The organism is Marinobacter gelidimuriae (assembly GCF_000372805.1).
GTDB lineage: Bacteria > Pseudomonadota > Gammaproteobacteria > Pseudomonadales > Oleiphilaceae > Marinobacter > Marinobacter gelidimuriae.
Genome location: NZ_KB889876.1, coordinates 11,259 through 29,735, shown reverse-complemented (window position 1 = coordinate 29,735; position 18,477 = coordinate 11,259). Strand labels below are relative to the sequence as shown.

Sequence of the window (18,477 nt, the reverse complement as noted above, 5' to 3'; positions counted from 1 at the left end):
TCTGAATCAGAGGTGGGAGCAGCAATGGCAAATGCTCCAGACAACCGTAATGCAGAGAGCAACGACGAATAACCGGAGAGGTTATGGGCAATAACCATGACAGTATCGCCCTCGACTGGGTTCGGGGTGAAATACAGAGTACGCTGACTCAGGGCCAGCAGGCTCTGGAAAGTTATGTGGACAACCGTAAAGATACGGCCCGCTTGCGCTTTTGCCTGAACTATCTCCACCAGGTACACGGCACATTGCAGATGGTTGAGCTCTACGGTGCAGCCCTGCTCACCGAAGAGATGGAGAAACTCACCCAGGCCATTCTGGGCAACCAGGTTGACAGCGAAAACGAAGCCGTTGAAGTGCTGATGCAGGCCATTCTGCAGTTGCCGCAATACCTCGACCATATTGACAGAAGCAGTGATGATTTCCCGCTGGTGCTACTACCCCTATTGAATGATCTGCGTGCCGCACGCGGCGAAGCATTGTTATCTGACACCTCTTTGTTCAAGCCCGATATGACGTCGGCGCGCGCCCGCGGTGAAATAAAAGACGACCGATTGCAAGAGCCAAAAGTGCGCGACCATGTACGCAAACTGCGGCAAATGTATCAGTTCGCGCTGGCTGGAGTGGTGCGGGAAGCCGACCTGGGCCCCAACTTTGATTACATGCAAAAAGTAATCAAACGCTTGGTTCGGCTATGTCAGAAAACGCCGCGGGGTGAGCTGTGGAAAGCCGCCGCTGGTTTTGTCGAAACACTTCAGCTTAAAGCCAACCCGGTCAACGCGGCGGTAAAGTCGCTGCTGCGGGAACTCGACAGCGAAATTCGCCAACTCACAGAAAATCCCGGCACGGCCCTGGCACAGCCGGCGCCAGAGGCTCTGTTCAAAAATCTACTGTATTACGTAGCCCGCGCCCGCGAACTCGATTCGCCACGCATAGAAGCCCTGCGCGCTGATTACCAGCTAGCCCAGGCATTACCTTCTGACGATGATGTAGATGCAGCACGTTCACGGGTCAGCGGTCCTAATCGCGATGCTATCCATTCTGTTGTGCTCGCCCTCAACGAAGAACTGGCCAAGCTCAAAGATTCGCTGGACCTGTTCGTGCGCGCCGACCTGCGCAGCAACGAAGAGCTCGAAGACCTGCTGCCAGGTTTGCAGCAGGTCGCCAACACCCTTGCCGTTATTGGTCTGGGCGTGCCGCGTAAAGTGGTCAATGAACAGATTGACCTGGTGACTCAGCTGGCCCGTCAGGATCAGCGGGTATCCGGTAACACGCTGATGGACATCGCCAGCGCCCTGCTTTATGTGGAAGCCAGTCTGGCTAATCTGGGCCAGGACGGCCAGCATGAAGATACCGGCCAGCGCGACCTGCTGAACCACGGTTCGCGGGAGCTGGGGGACGCCAACGGTGCACTGCTGAAGGAGTCCCGCAACACTCTGGAACAGGCCAAATCGGCCGTCGTCAACTTTATTGCCTCACAGTGGGACACCCGTGAGATTGAACACCTGCCGGCGCTGCTGCACAGCATCTGCGGTGGTCTGAGGTTGATACCGCTTGAGCGTGCCAGCGAGTTGCTGGAAGCCATGGAACGCTACATCAGCGACGTGCTGCTGAGCGGTCGCGAGGTGCCCAACGGGCAGGAACTGGATACCCTGGCCGATGCTGTTACCAGTATCGAGTACTATCTGGAACGCTTGAATGACGGGATCCGTGACAACGACAGCGTGTTGCGGGTGGCGGAAATCAGCCTCGAAAGCCTGGGCTTCCCGGCAGGCAAGGCGCCTACCTGGCGCCCCAGAGCTGACATCAACGAAGCCGACATTCCCCTGGTGGACGCGCCATTGCTGGACGCACCCCTGCTGGACGCCGTATCAGCGCCCATCTTAGACACGGGTGTACCCCCAGACGAACTGTTGGATGACGAAATTGTTGGTATTTTCATCGAGGAAGCCGAAGAAGTTCTGGCGACCATCCACGAACACTATCCGCGCTTACAGCGCAATCACGACGACCGTGCAGCGCTGGCCGAAATACGCCGCGCCTATCACACATTTAAAGGCAGCGGCCGCCTGGTGGGCGCCAGCAGCCTGAGCGAACTGGCCTGGGCGGTTGAAAACCTGCTGAACAAACTGATTGATCAAACGGTCAAACCCAACGATGACGTGTTTTCTCTGGTCACTGACGCCAACGCGCATCTACCGCAGCTGATCAATGAGTTCCGCGCCGGCAACCCGGAGGGCGATGTTGCCAACCTGGTTGCTCGTGCCGAAGCCATCACTACCACTCGCCGCACCGATAACCCGCAAAGCGAGCTGATTGACGACGAAATCCTGGAAGTTTTCATCGAAGAGGCCGGTGAAGTATTAGCCAGTATTGATGAATACATGCCTATGTTGTTGCGTCACTATGGCGATCGCAGCGCCTTGGGTGAAGTGCGCCGCGCCTTTCACACCCTTAAAGGCAGCGGCCGCATGGTCGGCGCCGACGTGATCGGTGAGTTGGCATGGTCTGTGGAAAATCTGCTGAACCGGGTGCTTGACGGCAGCCGCAGCATGAGTGACGCCGTTGCCGCTCTGCTTAGCGATGTTATCGCGATTTTGCCGGCGTTGGTCAGCGATTTTGAACAACACCGCACCGCAACCGTTGACACCCATGAAGCACAAGCCCGCGCCCATGCACTGGCCGACGGCAAAGACGTGCTGGCTGCCTCTGGTGCAGTTGCCGCAAGCGAAGCCGCCACGGGCGATGTTCTGCAGTCGCCCGAGTCAGGGCCAGAGCCAGACGACGAGTCAGACGTAGACCCGCTTCTGCTGGACATTTTCGAGAGCGAGGCCCTGTCTCACCTAAAAACGGTGGAAGCCTATATTGCCAGTGCCGCAGACAAACAAACCACGGCCTATACCGACGAACTAACACGGGCACTGCATACCCTCAAAGGCAGCGCTCACACCACCGGCATAACGCCCATTGCCGATTTGGTTACCCCCCTTGAGCGCTTTGTGAAAGACGCCCGCGCTGAAAACAAACGGTGCGACCGCGATGCTATCTCCTTGCTAGAGCAAAGCGTGTCATTGTTGAACCAGGGCTTGTTGCAACTTCACAGCCAGCCACTGGCAGAATTGCCGGGCAGCCGCGAGTTCCTGGAGCAACTGGCACAGCTGGCTCGCGCTACCTTAACGGGCGCCAGCTACGATGATACCCAGCCATCGTCGGCCAATAGCCGCTCCGCTTTGCTAGAACTCTTTGTTAGCGACGACATCAACATCGTGCTTAACGCCAGCAGCATACTGGACAGCTGGATTGCCAACCCCGCTAATGGCCAGGCCCTTGAACAGCTGCGTCACGAACTGACGCTGCTGACCGCGGCTACCGAAATTACCGGCCTGGACGACATAGCCACGTTATCGGCGGCGTTGCAAGGCAGCTACAGCGTTCTGGCTGACAGCGACCGCGAGCCAAAACCCGAACTTCAGGCCTGCCTGCACCTGGCCCATGAGCAGCTAATCAACATGATGGACCAGGCCGCCGCCGGACTGACCATCGACAGCGCAGATCCGCTGCGCCAGCAAATCATGGATCTTACCGATGATGTTCTGGCCAGCGACGCCTTCCTTGCCGAGTTCCAGGAAGACGAAGACCTAAACCAAAACATAGACAACGAACCGGCAGCTGCTGAGACAGCATTTGAAGCACCCGTGCCGCCCTACACGCCGGATACGGAAGACGACATAGATCACGAAGTGCTGGAAATTTTTCAGGAAGAAGCCCGCGAGTTGATCGACAGCACCGCCGACGCACTTCAGCGCTTCAGTCAGGACAGCGGCAATCACGATTTACTGCGATTGCTGCAACGGGACCTGCACACCCTCAAAGGCGGTGCCCGCCTGAGCAAAGTGGGCAGTATTGGTGATCTGGCCCACGAACTGGAAACCCTGTTCGAAGGGCTGGTTCAGCAACAACTGGCAATATCGCCGGTGCTGTCTGACCTGCTGTTCAGCTGTCACGACCGTCTGGCCAGCATGGTAGAAACGCTGGAAAATGGCGACAGTCCGCGCTCAGCGCCCGACCTGATCGCAGAAATACAACGTTATTCCAGCAACGCTGCAAGCGCTGGCGCCGATCATTCCTCGGTTGCTTTGCAACCGGAGCCAAGCCCAGACGCACACGACACCAACAGCGTAACCACCGACCCGGAACTGATGGGCATCTTCCTGGAAGAAGCCTATGACCTGATCAACGCCACCGGCAGCGCACTGCACAGCTGGAGCGAGAATCCCGAAAACAGCATGCTTGCCGCCGAATTGCAGCGCGACGTGCACACCCTGAAAGGCGGCGCACGAATGGCGGGCGCAGACGCCATGGGTGATCTGGCACACGCTCTGGAGGATTTGTTCGAGCTGATTACGCGGGGCGGACTGAAGCCCGGGCCAGAGTTGTACGAACCTCTGTTTGCCTGTCACGACCGCCTCGCGGCCATGGTAGAACAAATTGCCACCGGCAAAGCCTGCCCGCCGGCACAGGATCTGATCGCGCAGGTGCACCAGCTGCATCCGCCGCAACAGACCGAGCCTTCAGCGCTGGCTCAAAAGCCTGCGATAGTGGAACAGAAAGTAGAGCAGGAAGCTGCACAAGAAACGCCAGCGCCGGCACCAGAGCAGCAGCAACTGCCCGTTGTTGCAGTGCCAAAGCCGGCGCGCGCGCAAACCCGCAGGACCCTGCGCGCCACGCAAGAAACCATTCGGGTGTCGGCACCGCTGCTTGACAACCTGGTTAATCTGGCGGGCGAAACCAGTATTGCCCGCGGCCGTCTGGAACAGCAAACCAGCGACTTCAGCCACACTCTGGAAGAGATGGCCGCCACAATTGAGCGCTTGCGTGAACAGCTGCGGCGCATGGATATCGAAACCGAAACCCAGATTCTGTTCCGCGCCGAAAAAGAACTCGGACCCGATTATGGTGAAGACTTCGACCCGCTGGAAATGGACCGTTATTCGTCTATACAGCAGCTATCGCGGGCTCTGTCGGAATCGTCTTCCGACCTGATCGATCTGCGCCAGACCTTGGCCGACCGGATTCGCGACACCGAAACCCTGCTGGTGCAGCAGTCACGTATCAATACGGAACTGCAAGAAGGTCTGATGAAGACCCGCATGATTCCGTTCGCCTCAGTGGTGCCGCGTTTACGCCGTATTGTGCGCCAAATCAGCGCCGAGTTAGACAAGAAAGCCAATTTTGAGGTGTACAACGCCGAAGGCGAAATGGACCGCAACGTTCTGGAAAGGATGATTGCGCCTATGGAGCACATGCTGCGCAACGCGCTGGGCCATGGCGTTGAAACGCCCGAAGAGCGTCTGGCCGCAGGCAAAGCAGAAACAGGGGAAATCAGCCTGTCGCTGCAACGCGAAGGCGGCGACGTTGTTCTGCGCATGCGGGATGACGGTGCCGGCATTTCTACCGGGCAGGTGCGCAGCAAAGCCGTCAGTCAGAGCCTTGTCGGCCCGAATGATGTGCTGACCGAGCGCGAGATTCTGCAGCTGATCATGACACCAGGCTTTTCCACCGCCAAGGAGATTACCCAGGTATCCGGCCGAGGCGTTGGCATGGACGTGGTAGCGTCAGAAATCAAACAGCTGGGTGGCAGTCTCGACATTCACTCCAGCGCCGGCCACGGCACCACATTTACCGTTCGGCTACCGTTTACCGTGTCGGTTAACCGTGCCTTGATGGTCACCAGCGGCGACAATTTCTACGCCATACCGCTGAACACCATTGAAGGCATAGTGCGGGTGAACACTTACGAGCTGGAAGAATATTACAAGCCCGATGCGCCACTGTACGAGTACGCCGGTCAGGAGTATCGCCTGCAATATCTGGGCAATCTGCTAAACAGCGAACACCAGCCCAAGCTTCAGGGCCAGGCACTGCCACTGCCGGTTATTTTGGTGCGCGGCGCAGAGCAACCTATGGCCCTGCAGGTAGACAGCCTGGTGGGCAGCCGCGAAATTGTGGTGAAATCTCTCGGGCCTCAGTTCAACTCTGTGCGTGGCGTATCCGGCGGCACCATTCTGGGTGACGGAAATGTAGTGGTCATTCTTGATCTGCCAGCAATGATCCGCTCCGACATACTGTCAGAGCAGCAGCAGCAGCACGCCAGCGGCAAAGCGGGCCAGCCGCGCCAGAAACCGCGACTTCACCAGCGCGCCACCCTGGTGATGGTGGTCGATGATTCCGTAACCGTGCGTAAAGTGACGTCGCGCCTGCTTGAGCGCAACGGTATGGAAGTGATTACCGCCAAAGATGGTTTGGATGCCGTAGCCCAGCTGCAGGATTACCAGCCTGATATCATCCTGCTGGACATTGAAATGCCGCGCATGGATGGCTTTGAAGTGGCCGGCTTTGTTCGCCACGACGACGTTCTGCGAAATACACCCATTTGCATGATTACCTCCCGTACCGGAGAAAAACATCGTGAGCGTACATTAGCCATTGGCGTTAACGAATATCTGGGTAAGCCGTTCCAGGAAACAACTCTGCTAGAAACCATCCGCAGGCTGACAGGTAACTTATGAGCGATAACAACCAGACCCTGGCCTGCGTCATGATTCCGATGATCGGCCGTCAGCTGTTACTGCCCAACGTATCGCTGGCTGAAGTGGTGGACTACAGCCCCGACATCAACTCAAGCGCCGACGCACCCGCCTGGCTGGCCGGCCATCTGGAATGGCGCGGGCTAAGGCTGCCGGTTATATCCTACGACGCAGCCAGCGGCGGCCAATTGGCACAACCGAATAATCGCCGCGGCCGGGTGGTTATTCTTAACAGCATCGTCGAAGAACACCGCGAACAGCCCTTTATTGCTCTGATGACTCAGGGCATACCCAGCCAGAATCGTATTAATCAAAGCCAGATTCAGCGCCTGGACAGTCCAACCGGCGTTGCCGACCTGATGGAAGTCGAAGTAGACGGCGAGCGCGCCTGGATTCCCAATCTGGAGTATCTGGAAAGCCTGGCGCAGCAATTACGCTGATGCCTCACTCAACGGTGCGGAAACTCTGGCAGCACGGATGGCAACTGTTATAATGTTGCAAATTTTATCGGATACTTGCCATGCCCGCCCGCGCTTTACCCTATCGCCCCCATAATCATGATCTTTGCGTTGATCAGGCCCTGGCCCAGGCCAGGGAAAGCTGCCGGCGTAACGAGGCGCGGCTAACCCCCGTCAGGGAAAGAGTGCTGGAGCTGATTTGGCAGTCCCACAAACCATTGGGCGCCTACGATGTGCTAGCTCAGTTAAGCGCCGATGGCCACAAGGCTGCGCCACCAACGGTGTATCGCGCCCTCGATTTTTTACAGCAGCACGGCCTGGTACACCGTATTGCGTCGCTTAACGCGTTCACCGGTTGCGACCACCCGGGCCAGCACCACTGCGGCACCTTTCTGATCTGCCGCAGCTGTGGCAACGTGCTGGAGTTAGCCGCCCCGAACATAACCGCTGCTATCAACCAAGCCGCCACAGCCGAAACGTTTCAGGTAGAACAGATTACTTTGGAAATTGCCGGCTTGTGCCCGCGCTGTGAGAGCGACAGCACTGATCAGCCGACGCCATCATGAACGAGGTTTTGGCAGAACTGAGCAAGGTATCGGTGACGCTCAATGACCGATTGATTGTTGATCGGGTGTCTTTGAGTATAAAGCGCGGCGATATCATCACCATTATCGGCCCCAACGGAGCCGGCAAAACCACCCTGATCAAAACCATTCTGGGCATCCAGAAGGCCACGTCTGGTTCGATTAGCCTGCAACCGGGTTTAGTGATCGGTTATGTGCCACAAACCCTGAACCTTGAAACCACGTTGCCGCTGAGTGTAGAGCGCTTTATGGCGCTGAGCGGCTGCGACCGCAAAGGTTGTAAACAGGCGCTAGCGCGCACCGGTGTGGCTCACCTTTCGGCAGCCTCGGTGCATCACCTATCTGGCGGCGAGAAACAGCGCTTGCTGCTGGCACGGGCGCTGGCACGCCAGCCCGGCCTGCTAGTACTGGATGAGCCCGCCCAAGGGGTCGACATCAACGGCCAGGCCGCACTTTATGACCTGGTGCGCCAACTCCGAGACGAGCTCAACTGCGGCGTCATCATGATCTCCCACGACCTACATCTGGTTATGGCTGCCACCGATAAAGTCATCTGCCTGAACCAGCATGTGTGTTGCAGCGGTTTTCCGGAAGACATCTCCCACGACCCAGCCTTTATTGAAACCTTCGGCACCGCCGTCGCCGAGTCACTGGCGGTTTACCATCACCATCACAATCACCGCCATGACTTGCACGGCAACGTCAGTTCACTCAGCGAAGCGAAAGCAGCGCCAACCGGCTCAGGGCACCATCATGATTGACAGCATTCTGGATGATTTTTTCTGGCGTGCGCTGATTGGTGGCCTGGGTGTGGCTCTGGTCGCGGGGCCTCTGGGCTGTTTTGTGGTTTGGCGGCGGCTAGCCTATTTTGGCGATACCCTGGCCCATTCGGCGCTTCTAGGCATTGCCCTGAGCTTTGTGATTCAGGTGCCGATTAATGTCGGGGTGATTATCACTTGCTTGGGGTTGGCTCTGGCGCTGGTGCTGTTTTCCCGCAGCAAAACCTTAGCCACCGATACCCTGCTGGGCATACTGGCCCACAGTGCGCTGGCCATTGGGCTGGTCACCCTGAGCTTTATGCCCTCAGTGCGAATGGACCTGACCGGGCTGCTGTTTGGCGATCTGCTGGCCATGAGCCGCAGCGATCTATGGTGGATTTACGGCGGTGCCGCCACCATTTTATGCCTGCTGGCACTGCTATGGCGTGGCCTGCTGATGAGCACCATTCACGAAGAACTGGCGCGGGTTGAAGGGGTGCCGGTAGAACGCCTGCGGCTGGCCCTGATTCTGATGTTTGCTATTGTTATTGCAGTGGCCATGAAAATTGTCGGCGTGCTGCTGATTACAGCGCTGCTGATTATTCCCGCCGCCACCGCAAGGCGCCTGGCACGCACACCCGAACAGATGGTGGCCATGGCGATGCTGTTCGGCTTTATTGCCGTGACCGGCGGGCTGGCCCTGTCATGGGAACTGGACACACCGGCGGGGCCGTCGGTGGTGGTTACCGCATTCAGCTGTTTTCTGCTGATATCCGCGGTTGGCGGCAAACAACGTGCATAAGTCGGCTTAACAGAGGGGTTCTCGCATCCAAACGCAGGGGCTACAGCGGCTGCATCACTGAATTCCACTGGCGCTTTTCCACCAATTCCATGAATTCATCACCCAGGCGCTCATGGCTTTTTACGTATTCCCCCTGTCAGAGTTCTGGCGCATCAGCACATCGTTAGGGCTGACCTGTCTGTTCGCACTGATTTTTGCATGGCTGGTGGGGCGCTTGCAGCAGGAAATGACAGAACTGGCCACCACACCGGTGACACTGTACTCACAGGCATAGCACGCCTGCTGAGCAACCGCCTGCGTGACAACGACCACATATTTCGTATTGGCGGCGAAGAGTTCATGGTGCTGCTGCCGGAAACCAGCCTACCCGAAGCCGAGATACTGGCCTTCAGGGCGACAGCTGAACCGCTAAGGCGCTTACCCATAGAGATCATGGCCAATTTGCCTTAAGCTGCTGCCCTCGCCAGACTCAGAAAATCGGACCCGTATTTATGAGCAATTCCCTGACAGACGATCTTGCCGGCCACTACCGCGCCATTATTAATGGCTTAGGTGAAAACTGTGACCGCGAAGGCCTGCAAAACACGCCTCTGCGCGCGGCCAAAGCCATGCAGTTTCTAACTCGCGGGTACCAGCAGGATCTGAACAAGTTGGTCAACAACGCGGTGTTCGAATCCGCCATGGACGAAATGGTGGTGATACAGGACATAGAGCTGTACAGCATGTGTGAACATCACATGTTGCCTTTTATCGGCAAGTGCCACATTGCCTACCTGCCCCAGGGCAAGGTCCTGGGGCTGTCCAAATTCGCGCGCATTGTGGATATGTACGCAAGGCGTCTGCAAATCCAGGAAAATCTAACTCGACAGATCGCCGAAGCGGTAGAGAGTGTGACCAATGCCAAGGGCGTGGCCGTCGTGATCGAAGCCCAGCACATGTGCATGATGATGCGCGGCGTCGAAAAACAGAATTCGAAAATGAAGACGTCAATGATGCTAGGTCAGTTCCGTAAATCACAAGCCACCCGCCTGGAATTTTTTAATTTGATCAGTACCAACCGTTGATCAGGCTCACATTGGCCAGACGGGACACTAGGTAACTTGTAGCACTTACATTGTTATTTTCTTCTTTGACAGGAGCGTTACATCATGCCCGAGACGTCTGACTCGCAGATTCTCGACATTCTGCAGCAGGTCCGCACCATAGCGTTGGTGGGCGCCAGTGAAAAAACCAACCGCCCCTCCCACGAGGTCATGCATTACTTACAGCAGCAAGGTTATCGGGTAATACCCGTTAATCCCGGTCTGGCCGGCCAGCAGCTGCTGGGTGAAACCGTTTATGCGGACCTTGAATCACTGCCGGTCGCAGTAGACATGGCGGATTTGTTCCTGGCTCCGCAACGCACCGACGCGGTGATCGACCAGGCCATCGCCATGAAAATTCCGGTCCTGTGGCTCCAAATTGGCGTTATTAATCACCAAGGCGCCGAGCGCGCGCGACAGGCGGGCATGAAAGTGGTGATGGACCGCTGTCCAAAAATGGAAATACCCCAGCTTATACACCGACCCTAGAGAGCCCGATGAAAAACACCGATTCAACACAGCGTGTTGTGGAAAAAGGGCTTTTGCACCCAGTCCTGCCGGTGTTTATCTTTTTTTATTTTTATTGCTGGCCCTAGGTTTGCGATTTGGCCAAAGCCAGCAAGGCAGTCGCCAGATTCAGGCGCATCTGGACACCGAGTCCGAAATAATGGCCATTAGCGAAGCCCAGTGGCGCAGGGATGTCCGCAACCATTTGCAAGATTTCAAGATTTACCAGGCAATCGAGTGGATTGACCGTTCATTCATCACCTAGGTAACCGAACGCCAGGACGATGCCACCATTACCTCTGCAATTATCAATTTGGCCCACAATCTGGGCATCCAGGTGGTAGCCGAAGGCGTAGAAACTACCAGCCAGCTCAATTTTCTGCGCCAGCATGGTTGCGATGTGGCTCAGGGTTATCTGATCAGCCGTCCGATTCCCGCCGACCAGCTGGAGCAGTGGCTGAAGCCGCAATACGCTGAAAACCCACTTTAACCGTGAGACTCCATGGCACATTATCTGACCACCGAACAAGACGCGCGCCTGCGCCGCTGGGAACGGTGGAACCGCAATTATTTTCTGTTCGCCTTTACGGCGTTAATCATCATTCTGGTGTTCAGCAGCCAACTGGGGTTGTCTAGCGGCGATGATTGGCGCGGGCTGGGCATCATTCTGGTGCTGTTGGTGGCGCCAATAGTGGCTATGCAGCTAAAGCTGACCTGTCCCGCTTGTAGCGAAAAGCTGGGCTGGCAAGCCAAACTGATGGTTCCGGAGCAGTGCAAGCACTGCGGCTGCTTTCTCCGCGCCAAAGGCTGACAACACGTTCGTAACATTTGACCTATGAGCGGCTAACAGGTTTTAAGCTACACTCATCGTAAAAGGCGACGGGGTAGTTTATGAAAGTAAAAGACATGGCCCGTGCCGCTGGGGTAACGCCCGACACTGTACGCTTCTACACCCGCGAAAAACTGCTGGCACCCAGCCGCGATCCGGCGAACAACTACCAACATTTCTCCAGCGATGATCTGCGCCGCCTACGTTTTGCCCGTAAGGCCCGCCAGCTCGGTTTTTCCCTGCCCGAGATCCGCGACATTTTGAACCAAGCCGACGACGAGCATTCCCCCTGTCCCATGGTGCGCGGCCTGTTTGAACAACGCCTGGCCGAGGTTGAACTCCAGATTAACGAGCTCCAACAACTGCACCAGCGCATGGAAAAGGCCCTGGACGCTTGGCGAGACATGCCCGATGGCACACCAGACGGCCATACCATCTGCCGTTTAATTGAACACTGGGATCAGGCCGAACCTAACCTGACGGAGGAACTCTGAATTATGGACAGCACAACCGCTAACACCGAGAATCGGCTCAGCATTGCCGGTGCCACCTGCCAGGGCTGCGCCCGTAAAATCCGCGTGGCATTAGAACCTTTGGTCACCGACAGTGCCGCGGTGGATGTGAACATCGAGCAGAAAACCGTCACCTTGCCCGCAGGCATTGACGCCACCGACGCTGCCCGAAGAATCACCGAAGCGGGCTACCCGTCGAAGATTCTCCATGCCGAGCCCGCCGCCAAAAACTGCTGTGCCAGCAAGATAACGCCATCCGGTCGCAGCGAAAAAGGTAACGCTGAGGAAGCAGAGGCCCCTGCGCCAGAGACGGCCAGCGCCGCCAGCGACAGCAACGACAGTAACGACGGAATTCAGCTGGCGGTCACCGGTGCCACCTGCGCGTCTTGCGTCAGCAGCATCGAAAAAGCCCTGAAGTCGGTTAGCGGCGTTACCCACGCCCACATGAACCTGGCCGACAATACGGCCAGCGCCAGCGGTCAAGCAGACGCACAAGCACTGATCAACGCCATCGAAAGCGCCGGCTACGGCGCCAGCGTGATTGAAGATCCAGACACCGCAGACGAACGCCGCCAGCAGCAAGATCGCAAACGCTACCGCACCTTGCTGGTAAAAATGGCGGTCAGCCTGTCACTGGGTGTAGGCCTGATGATCTGGGGCCTGGGTTTCGGCTCGATGACCATAGATGCCGGCAACCAGACCATCTGGATCAATCTGGGCATTCTGACCCTGGGCGTGATGATTGCCACCGGCAGCCATTTTTTCACCAGCGCCTGGAAAGCCTTTCTCCACCACAACGCCAATATGGACACCCTGGTAGCGCTGGGTACCGGCACCGCGTGGATCTATTCCATGGTGGTGGCGGTGTTCCCCGCAGCCCTGCCAGAAATGGCGCGCCACGTGTATTTTGAAGCTTCGGCGATGATCATCGGTCTGATCAATCTGGGCCAGGCCTTAGAGCTGCGCGCCAAAGGCAAAACCTCCGAAGCCGTGCGCCGGCTGCTGGATCTGCGCGCCAAAACCGCCCGCGTGATCCGCGATGGCCAGGAACAGGACCTGCCCATAGAGCAGGTGCGTAAAGGCGACCAGATTCGCGTTCGGCCCGGTGAACAGCTGCCGGTGGACGGTGTAGTGCGCGAAGGCAACACCCGCGTTGACGAAAGCATGCTCACCGGCGAGCCCATGCCGGTCAGTAAAGGCGAAGGCGACGAAGTGTCTGCCGGCACGTTGAACACCCGTGGCAGCATTGTGTACGAAGCCACCCGTGTAGGCAGCGACACGGCCCTGGCGCAAATTATCCGGCTGGTAAAAAAAGCCCAGGGCTCGAAGCCCTCGATAGGCCGCCTGGCGGATAAAATTTCCTCAGTATTTGTGCCCAGTGTGATGCTAATCGCCATAGCCGCCGCGCTCGCCTGGTACAATCTGGGGCCAGACCCGGCAGTAGCGCACATGATGGTGGCCGCCACCACCGTACTGATCATCGCCTGCCCCTGCGCCTTGGGGCTGGCCACGCCCATGTCGGTGATGGTCGGCGTCGGCAAAGCCGCTGAATACGGCGCGCTGATCCGCCAGGGTGAAGCCCTGCAAACCGCTGGCAAGATCAACCTGGTCATTCTGGATAAGACCGGCACTATCACTGCCGGCAAACCCGCGGTTACCCAAGTGCATGTAGTAGACGGTAACGAAATTCATCTGCTGGCCCTGGCCGCCGGTCTTGAGCAGTATTCAGAGCACCCGCTGGCCTACGCCATTATGGAAAAAGTCCGGCAGGACACTATTCAACCGGCCGACATAACCGGCTTCGACAGCCTCAACGGCAAGGGTGTAGCCGGGCAACACAATGGCGATACCCTGCGCCTGGGCAACCGGCGTTGGCTGGTAGATGAAGGGCTGGATGTAACCCCGTTGGACCAGGCCGCCCAAAGTATTACCGACAACGCCGGCACCCCGCTGTTTGTAGCCTTGGGCACCCGGGTGCTGGGCGTCATTGGCGTCGCCGATGCCATCAAACCCGACTCCCGGGCCGCCATTGAACGGTTGCATCAAGCCGGCATCAAAGTGATGATGGTCACCGGCGATGTGGACGCCACCGCCAAAGCCATCTGCGCCAGTGCCGGTATTGACGATTATCGTGCCGGAGTGTTGCCGGAAGACAAAGCCGACGTGGTTAATGACATGCGTAAAAAAGGCTATACCGTCGCCATGGTGGGTGACGGCATTAACGATGCCCCGGCTCTGGCCGCCGCCGATGTTGGCTTTGCCATTGGCACCGGCACCGACGTGGCCATTGAAAGCGCCGCCATTACACTGATGCGCGGGTCCCTGCACGGGGTTCCCGACGCCATCGAAATATCCCGCGCCACGGTGAAGAACATTCACCAGAATCTGTTCGGCGCGTTTATTTATAACAGCCTGGGTATTCCCATTGCCGCTGGCTTGCTGTATCCATTGTGGGGCATTCTGTTAAGCCCGATCCTTGCCGGTGCAGCCATGTCGATGTCGTCGGTTACCGTGGTTACCAACGCTAACCGGCTGCGACTGTTCAAAACCAGTCGCAAATTAGACAGCTCCGCCAAACAGGAACAGAGCCAATGACATCTTTTTTGGTCAACCTCACAGGTTTAGCGCTGATGGCCGCCGTCGTCTGGTGGTTCTGGTTGGCGCCCACTGACACCAAAACGAAGAGGTAACACTTATGAAGCAACGTACTCTAGCCATGTTACTGGGCGCTAGCCTGAGCTTTGGCTCGGCCCTGGCAAGCGCCGAATCTGAGCACAACATTCACGTATACAAATCGCCCACCTGTGGCTGCTGCACCGACTGGATCAAACACCTGGAGGACAACGGTTTTGAGGTGGAAGTCAGCGAAGTCGACAATGTCACGCCGGTGAAAATCGAAGCCGGCCTGACACCGGCTTTGGCCAGTTGCCACACCGCGTTTATCAACGATTACGTGATTGAAGGCCACGTGCCGGCGGACGACATCAAACGCCTGTTAAGCCAAGCGCCCCAAGCCCGTGGCTTGAGCGTGCCGGGCATGCCTGCAGGCTCACCGGGAATGGAAATGGGCGATCGCAAAGATCCGTACCAAGTGCTGTTATTCAACACCAACGGCCAGACCCGGGTGTTCACCGAACACAACTGATGACCGCACGATTCGGGGCGAGGTTGCGCCGTGCCGGCCAACGCGCCCCGATCGAGCTGATAATGAATTACAATGACAGCCTGCCCTTACTCCAAGCGCAACGTATAAAGCACCGCGACATTTTTATATAGCTTGGTAATTATTTCCTTTAGTATCGAGCGCTGGGGTAAGCAGGTCGCTAGAACTCCAAATCGGCCTGACCCAACAAATAAAGCATCAGCGACGCTCTCATTGCCTAACGGGTCTGACTCATTGCCCCTTTACAGTTATACTGCGCGGCAACATTCATTTTTTTATCAGCCAGGTTACTTCATGCTTAATGCCGACGCTCTCAGCCAGTTGCGCCAGCTGAAATCTGATATCGAAGAACACAAAGTGGTTTTTTCCGGCACCGTAAAAGCAACCAATGGCCGCTTTGGCTTTGTTGCCATGGACGATGGCAGAGATGTGTTTCTTCCGCCCGAGGAAATGCAAAAAGTGCTTCCCGGCGACCGTATCAACATCATCGAACAGGATGTTGAGAAAGGCAAAACCCAAGGCGTGGTAGAAGAGCTGTTAAACAGCTCGCTGGATACCTTCGTAGGCCGCTACCAGGTCAGGGGCAAAGGCCATTTTGTGGTGCCGGAAACGGCGGGCATTAACCGCTGGATCTTCATACCGCCAAAAGAGCGTAACGGCGCCCAGCCCGGTGATTACATATATTGCCGCCTGCACCGCCACCCGATCAAAGACGGCAAAGGCCAGGCCCGGGTACTGCGGGTAATAGGCCAGGCCGGCGATGCCGGTATTGAGCGGGCGCTGACCATGGCCGGTTTTGATTTGTCTGACGCATGGCCAGAGGCAGTGCAGCAACACGCCCAAGCGCTCAGTGAAGACGCGATAGCCGCACACAGCGCAGGGCGAGAAGACCGCTGCTCGCAGCCCTATGTCACTATCGACAGCCCGGGCACCCAAGACATGGACGACGCCCTGCTGGCGGTGCCAAATGCCACCGGCTGGGCGCTGTCGATTGCGATTGCCGACCCCACCGCACTGATTGAGCCAGGCAGCGCCACCGAACGCGAAGCCATGCGCCGAGCCACCGCCATTTACTTTCCGGGCGAGCCGCTGCCGATGCTGCCCGATGCCGCCAGCACCCGCTTGTGTTCGCTGCAGCCCGATACTACGCGCCTGGCTTTGGTTTGCGATCTGCAGGTTAACAACGATGGCAGTCTGGGCGATTACAGTTTTCACCAGGCCAGCATCCGCTCCCACGGCAAGCTCAGTTATGAACTGGTTGCCAACTTGATTGACGGCCGCGAAGACGACGACATTAAAGCTCTGTCGCCAGCCGTGTCTAACAGCCTGGACCAGCTGCACCAGGCCGCTACCGCGCTGCGTCGCTGGCGCGTCGAACACGCTCTTATTAATGGTGACCGCACGGAGTTCCGCCTGCGGCTGGACGAAAACCGCCGTATTCGCAGCATTGAACCCACGGTTCAAAATGAAGCTCACCGCCTGGTAGAAGAGTGCATGGTCGCGGCCAACCGCTGCGCCGCCGACTTTCTGTCGCAGCACAACAAAGGTCTGTTTATTTGTCACAGTGGCCTGCGCGCCGACCGTCATGACAACATCCGCAAGCTGCTGGAACAACACCTGCCACAGCTTGCCGAGCTGGACGTTGCCCAGGCAGAGAGTTTCAAAACACTGATGAAAACCGCCGACAGCCTGAACGTGGACGTCCCGGTAAAATCCATTGTCGCGCGCCAACTGGCCCGCGCCGAGCTGGCCTTCAGCCCCGCACCACACCAGGGTATGGGGCTTGCTGCCTACACCACGTTCACCTCACCGCTACGCAAGTTCACCGACTTTTACGTGCACCGGGTGATCAAATCGCTGATCTGGCAGGCGCCGTTGGAAGAATTGGATAACAACGCCCTTAGCACGCTTCAGGCGACTCTGATACAGGCTCGCCAAGCCGCCAACAGCGTAGAGAACTGGCTAAAAAGCGACTTTGCAAAAACCTTGGGCGATGATGACATGGGCGGCGTTATCAGCCGCACCATTCCCGCCGGCTTTTTTGTGCGCTTAAATTGCAACGGCCTGGAAGGGTTTGTCAGCTGCCGTGACCTGGATGGCAAATACAGTTTTGACCCGATCACCCTGCGCCTGATTCACAACAAAAATGGCCGCATCTTCCAACTCGACCAGGCCGTTACGGTGCGCCTGGCCGGGGTAGATGACGAACGCCGTCAGATCAATCTGACGTTTCAGGAGCAGAAGCAGGAGCCTGTCCCAGCATCCGCGTAAGGCGCTGGTCTTTGGCTTGCCACTGTTCGGCAAGCCAAAGCTTTACGTTGCGGCGGTATTCAGAGTCGGCCATGTAATCGCGGCCTTTAAGGTTGTCGGGAATGGCAACGGTGTGAATTTCCATTTTAATTTCTGACACCTGGCCGCACAGGAACTGCCAGAAGGTCGGCGCACCGCCGGGGTAGGCAATCGTTACGTCCACCAGTGTTTTGACGGAATCACCCATAGCGTCTAACACAAAGCCAACACCGCCAGCTTTTGGCGGTAACAGGTGAGTGTAGGGTGATTTTTGGGCGGCACGCTTGGCCGGCGTAAAGCGCGTTCCTTCTACGAAGTTCATAATGCTGACGGGCGTGTGACGGAACTTCTCGCAGGCGCGGCGGGTTTCTTTCATATCTTCACCGCGTTTTTCGGGGTGCTTTACCAGATACTGGCGCGAATAGCGCTTCATGAACGGGAAATCCAGCCCCCACCAGGCCAAGCCGATCACCGGCACCCACACCAACTGTTGCTTCAGAAAGAATTTCAGAAACGGTGCCTTGCCGTGAAAAACCCGCTGCATGGCCAGAATATCCACCCAGCTCTGGTGGTTACTAAGTACCAGATACCAGCTTTCCTGCTTCAGCTCTTCGGCCCCGGTCACTTCCCAGCGGGTGCCCTGGGTGAGTTTCATCCAGCCACTGTTACAAGCTACCCAAATTTCGGCCACGCGAATAATCAGCTTGGTGCACAGCACACCAAAACCCTTGTGGGGAATAATCAACTTCAACAGCGCCGGAATATATAAGAGTAGGCACCACACCAGGGTATTCAGTAACAACAGCAACGAGTTCAGTACACCAATCACCGGCGCAGGTAAAAAACTGAGCATGGGTTCATTCCATTTTGAAAATTCATAACTGCTAATCATAACAACCACGTTGGGTC

The 18,477-nt window shown here is 57.1% G+C and carries 15 protein-coding genes and 1 pseudogene; 15 read left to right on the top strand and 1 reads right to left on the bottom strand.

What is annotated here, in order from left to right:
• Window positions 1-83: 83 nt before the first annotated feature.
• The 15 genes and pseudogenes from A3OI_RS0107185 (at window position 84) to A3OI_RS0107105 (ending at window position 17,550) form a co-directional block, all read left to right on the top strand.
• Complete coding sequence (locus A3OI_RS0107185; RefSeq protein WP_018403621.1) at window positions 84-6,566, top strand: Hpt domain-containing protein; 6,483 nt, start codon at window positions 84-86, stop codon at window positions 6,564-6,566.
• Entirely contained in the window at window positions 6,563-7,024 is a 462-nt protein-coding gene (locus A3OI_RS0107180) for a chemotaxis protein CheW (RefSeq protein WP_018403620.1), read from the top strand. Before A3OI_RS0107185 ends, A3OI_RS0107180 begins: the two co-directional genes overlap by 4 nt.
• 80 nt (window positions 7,025-7,104) lie before the next feature.
• Window positions 7,105-7,608 carry a Fur family transcriptional regulator gene (locus tag A3OI_RS0107175; RefSeq protein WP_018403619.1) on the top strand — a complete coding sequence of 168 codons (504 nt, stop codon included), beginning with the start codon at window positions 7,105-7,107 and terminating at the stop codon, window positions 7,606-7,608.
• Window positions 7,605-8,387, top strand: coding sequence for a zinc ABC transporter ATP-binding protein ZnuC (znuC, locus tag A3OI_RS0107170; RefSeq protein WP_018403618.1), 783 nt, complete (start codon window positions 7,605-7,607; stop codon window positions 8,385-8,387). Before A3OI_RS0107175 ends, znuC begins: the two co-directional genes overlap by 4 nt.
• A complete protein-coding gene (locus A3OI_RS0107165) occupies window positions 8,380-9,186 on the top strand; it encodes an iron chelate uptake ABC transporter family permease subunit (RefSeq protein ID WP_018403617.1) in 807 nt (268 codons plus the stop codon). Before znuC ends, A3OI_RS0107165 begins: the two co-directional genes overlap by 8 nt.
• Window positions 9,187-9,384: 198 nt before the next feature.
• Complete coding sequence (locus A3OI_RS24420) at window positions 9,385-9,636, top strand: diguanylate cyclase domain-containing protein (protein WP_018403616.1); 252 nt, start codon at window positions 9,385-9,387, stop codon at window positions 9,634-9,636.
• A 41-nt stretch (window positions 9,637-9,677) separates the two neighbouring features.
• Window positions 9,678-10,250, top strand: a complete 573-nt coding sequence (folE, locus tag A3OI_RS0107155) for a GTP cyclohydrolase I FolE (RefSeq protein ID WP_018403615.1) — start codon at window positions 9,678-9,680, stop codon at window positions 10,248-10,250.
• 84 nt (window positions 10,251-10,334) lie between these two features.
• Entirely contained in the window at window positions 10,335-10,757 is a 423-nt protein-coding gene (locus tag A3OI_RS0107150) for a CoA-binding protein (RefSeq protein ID WP_018403614.1), read from the top strand.
• Window positions 10,758-10,866: 109 nt separating this feature from the next.
• Window positions 10,867-11,040 carry a hypothetical protein gene (locus tag A3OI_RS24625; RefSeq protein ID WP_407635517.1) on the top strand — a complete coding sequence of 58 codons (174 nt, stop codon included), beginning with the start codon at window positions 10,867-10,869 and terminating at the stop codon, window positions 11,038-11,040.
• Window positions 11,017-11,265: pseudogene (locus A3OI_RS21755) on the top strand (EAL domain-containing protein); the annotation flags it as partial. The gene A3OI_RS24625 and the pseudogene A3OI_RS21755, both read left to right, overlap by 24 nt.
• 12 nt (window positions 11,266-11,277) lie before the next feature.
• The gene (locus A3OI_RS0107130; RefSeq protein WP_018403610.1) at window positions 11,278-11,586 is read left to right on the top strand and encodes a hypothetical protein; all 309 of its coding nucleotides are present in this window, start codon (window positions 11,278-11,280) and stop codon (window positions 11,584-11,586) included.
• 80 nt (window positions 11,587-11,666) lie between these two features.
• Window positions 11,667-12,098, top strand: coding sequence for a MerR family transcriptional regulator (locus A3OI_RS0107125; RefSeq protein WP_018403609.1), 432 nt, complete (start codon window positions 11,667-11,669; stop codon window positions 12,096-12,098).
• 3 nt (window positions 12,099-12,101) lie between these two features.
• A complete protein-coding gene (locus tag A3OI_RS0107120; protein WP_018403608.1) occupies window positions 12,102-14,711 on the top strand; it encodes a heavy metal translocating P-type ATPase in 2,610 nt (869 codons plus the stop codon).
• Window positions 14,712-14,811: 100 nt separating this feature from the next.
• Complete coding sequence (locus tag A3OI_RS0107110; protein ID WP_018403607.1) at window positions 14,812-15,261, top strand: DUF411 domain-containing protein; 450 nt, start codon at window positions 14,812-14,814, stop codon at window positions 15,259-15,261.
• 312 nt (window positions 15,262-15,573) lie between these two features.
• Window positions 15,574-17,550, top strand: coding sequence for a ribonuclease R family protein (locus tag A3OI_RS0107105; protein ID WP_018403606.1), 1,977 nt, complete (start codon window positions 15,574-15,576; stop codon window positions 17,548-17,550).
• On the opposite strand, the gene A3OI_RS0107100 is transcribed toward A3OI_RS0107105, so the two are convergent.
• Window positions 17,498-18,421, bottom strand: a complete 924-nt coding sequence (locus tag A3OI_RS0107100; RefSeq protein WP_018403605.1) for an acyltransferase — start codon at window positions 18,419-18,421, stop codon at window positions 17,498-17,500. The two genes, A3OI_RS0107105 and A3OI_RS0107100, sit on opposite strands and share 53 nt — an antisense overlap.
• Window positions 18,422-18,477: the final 56 nt, after the last annotated feature.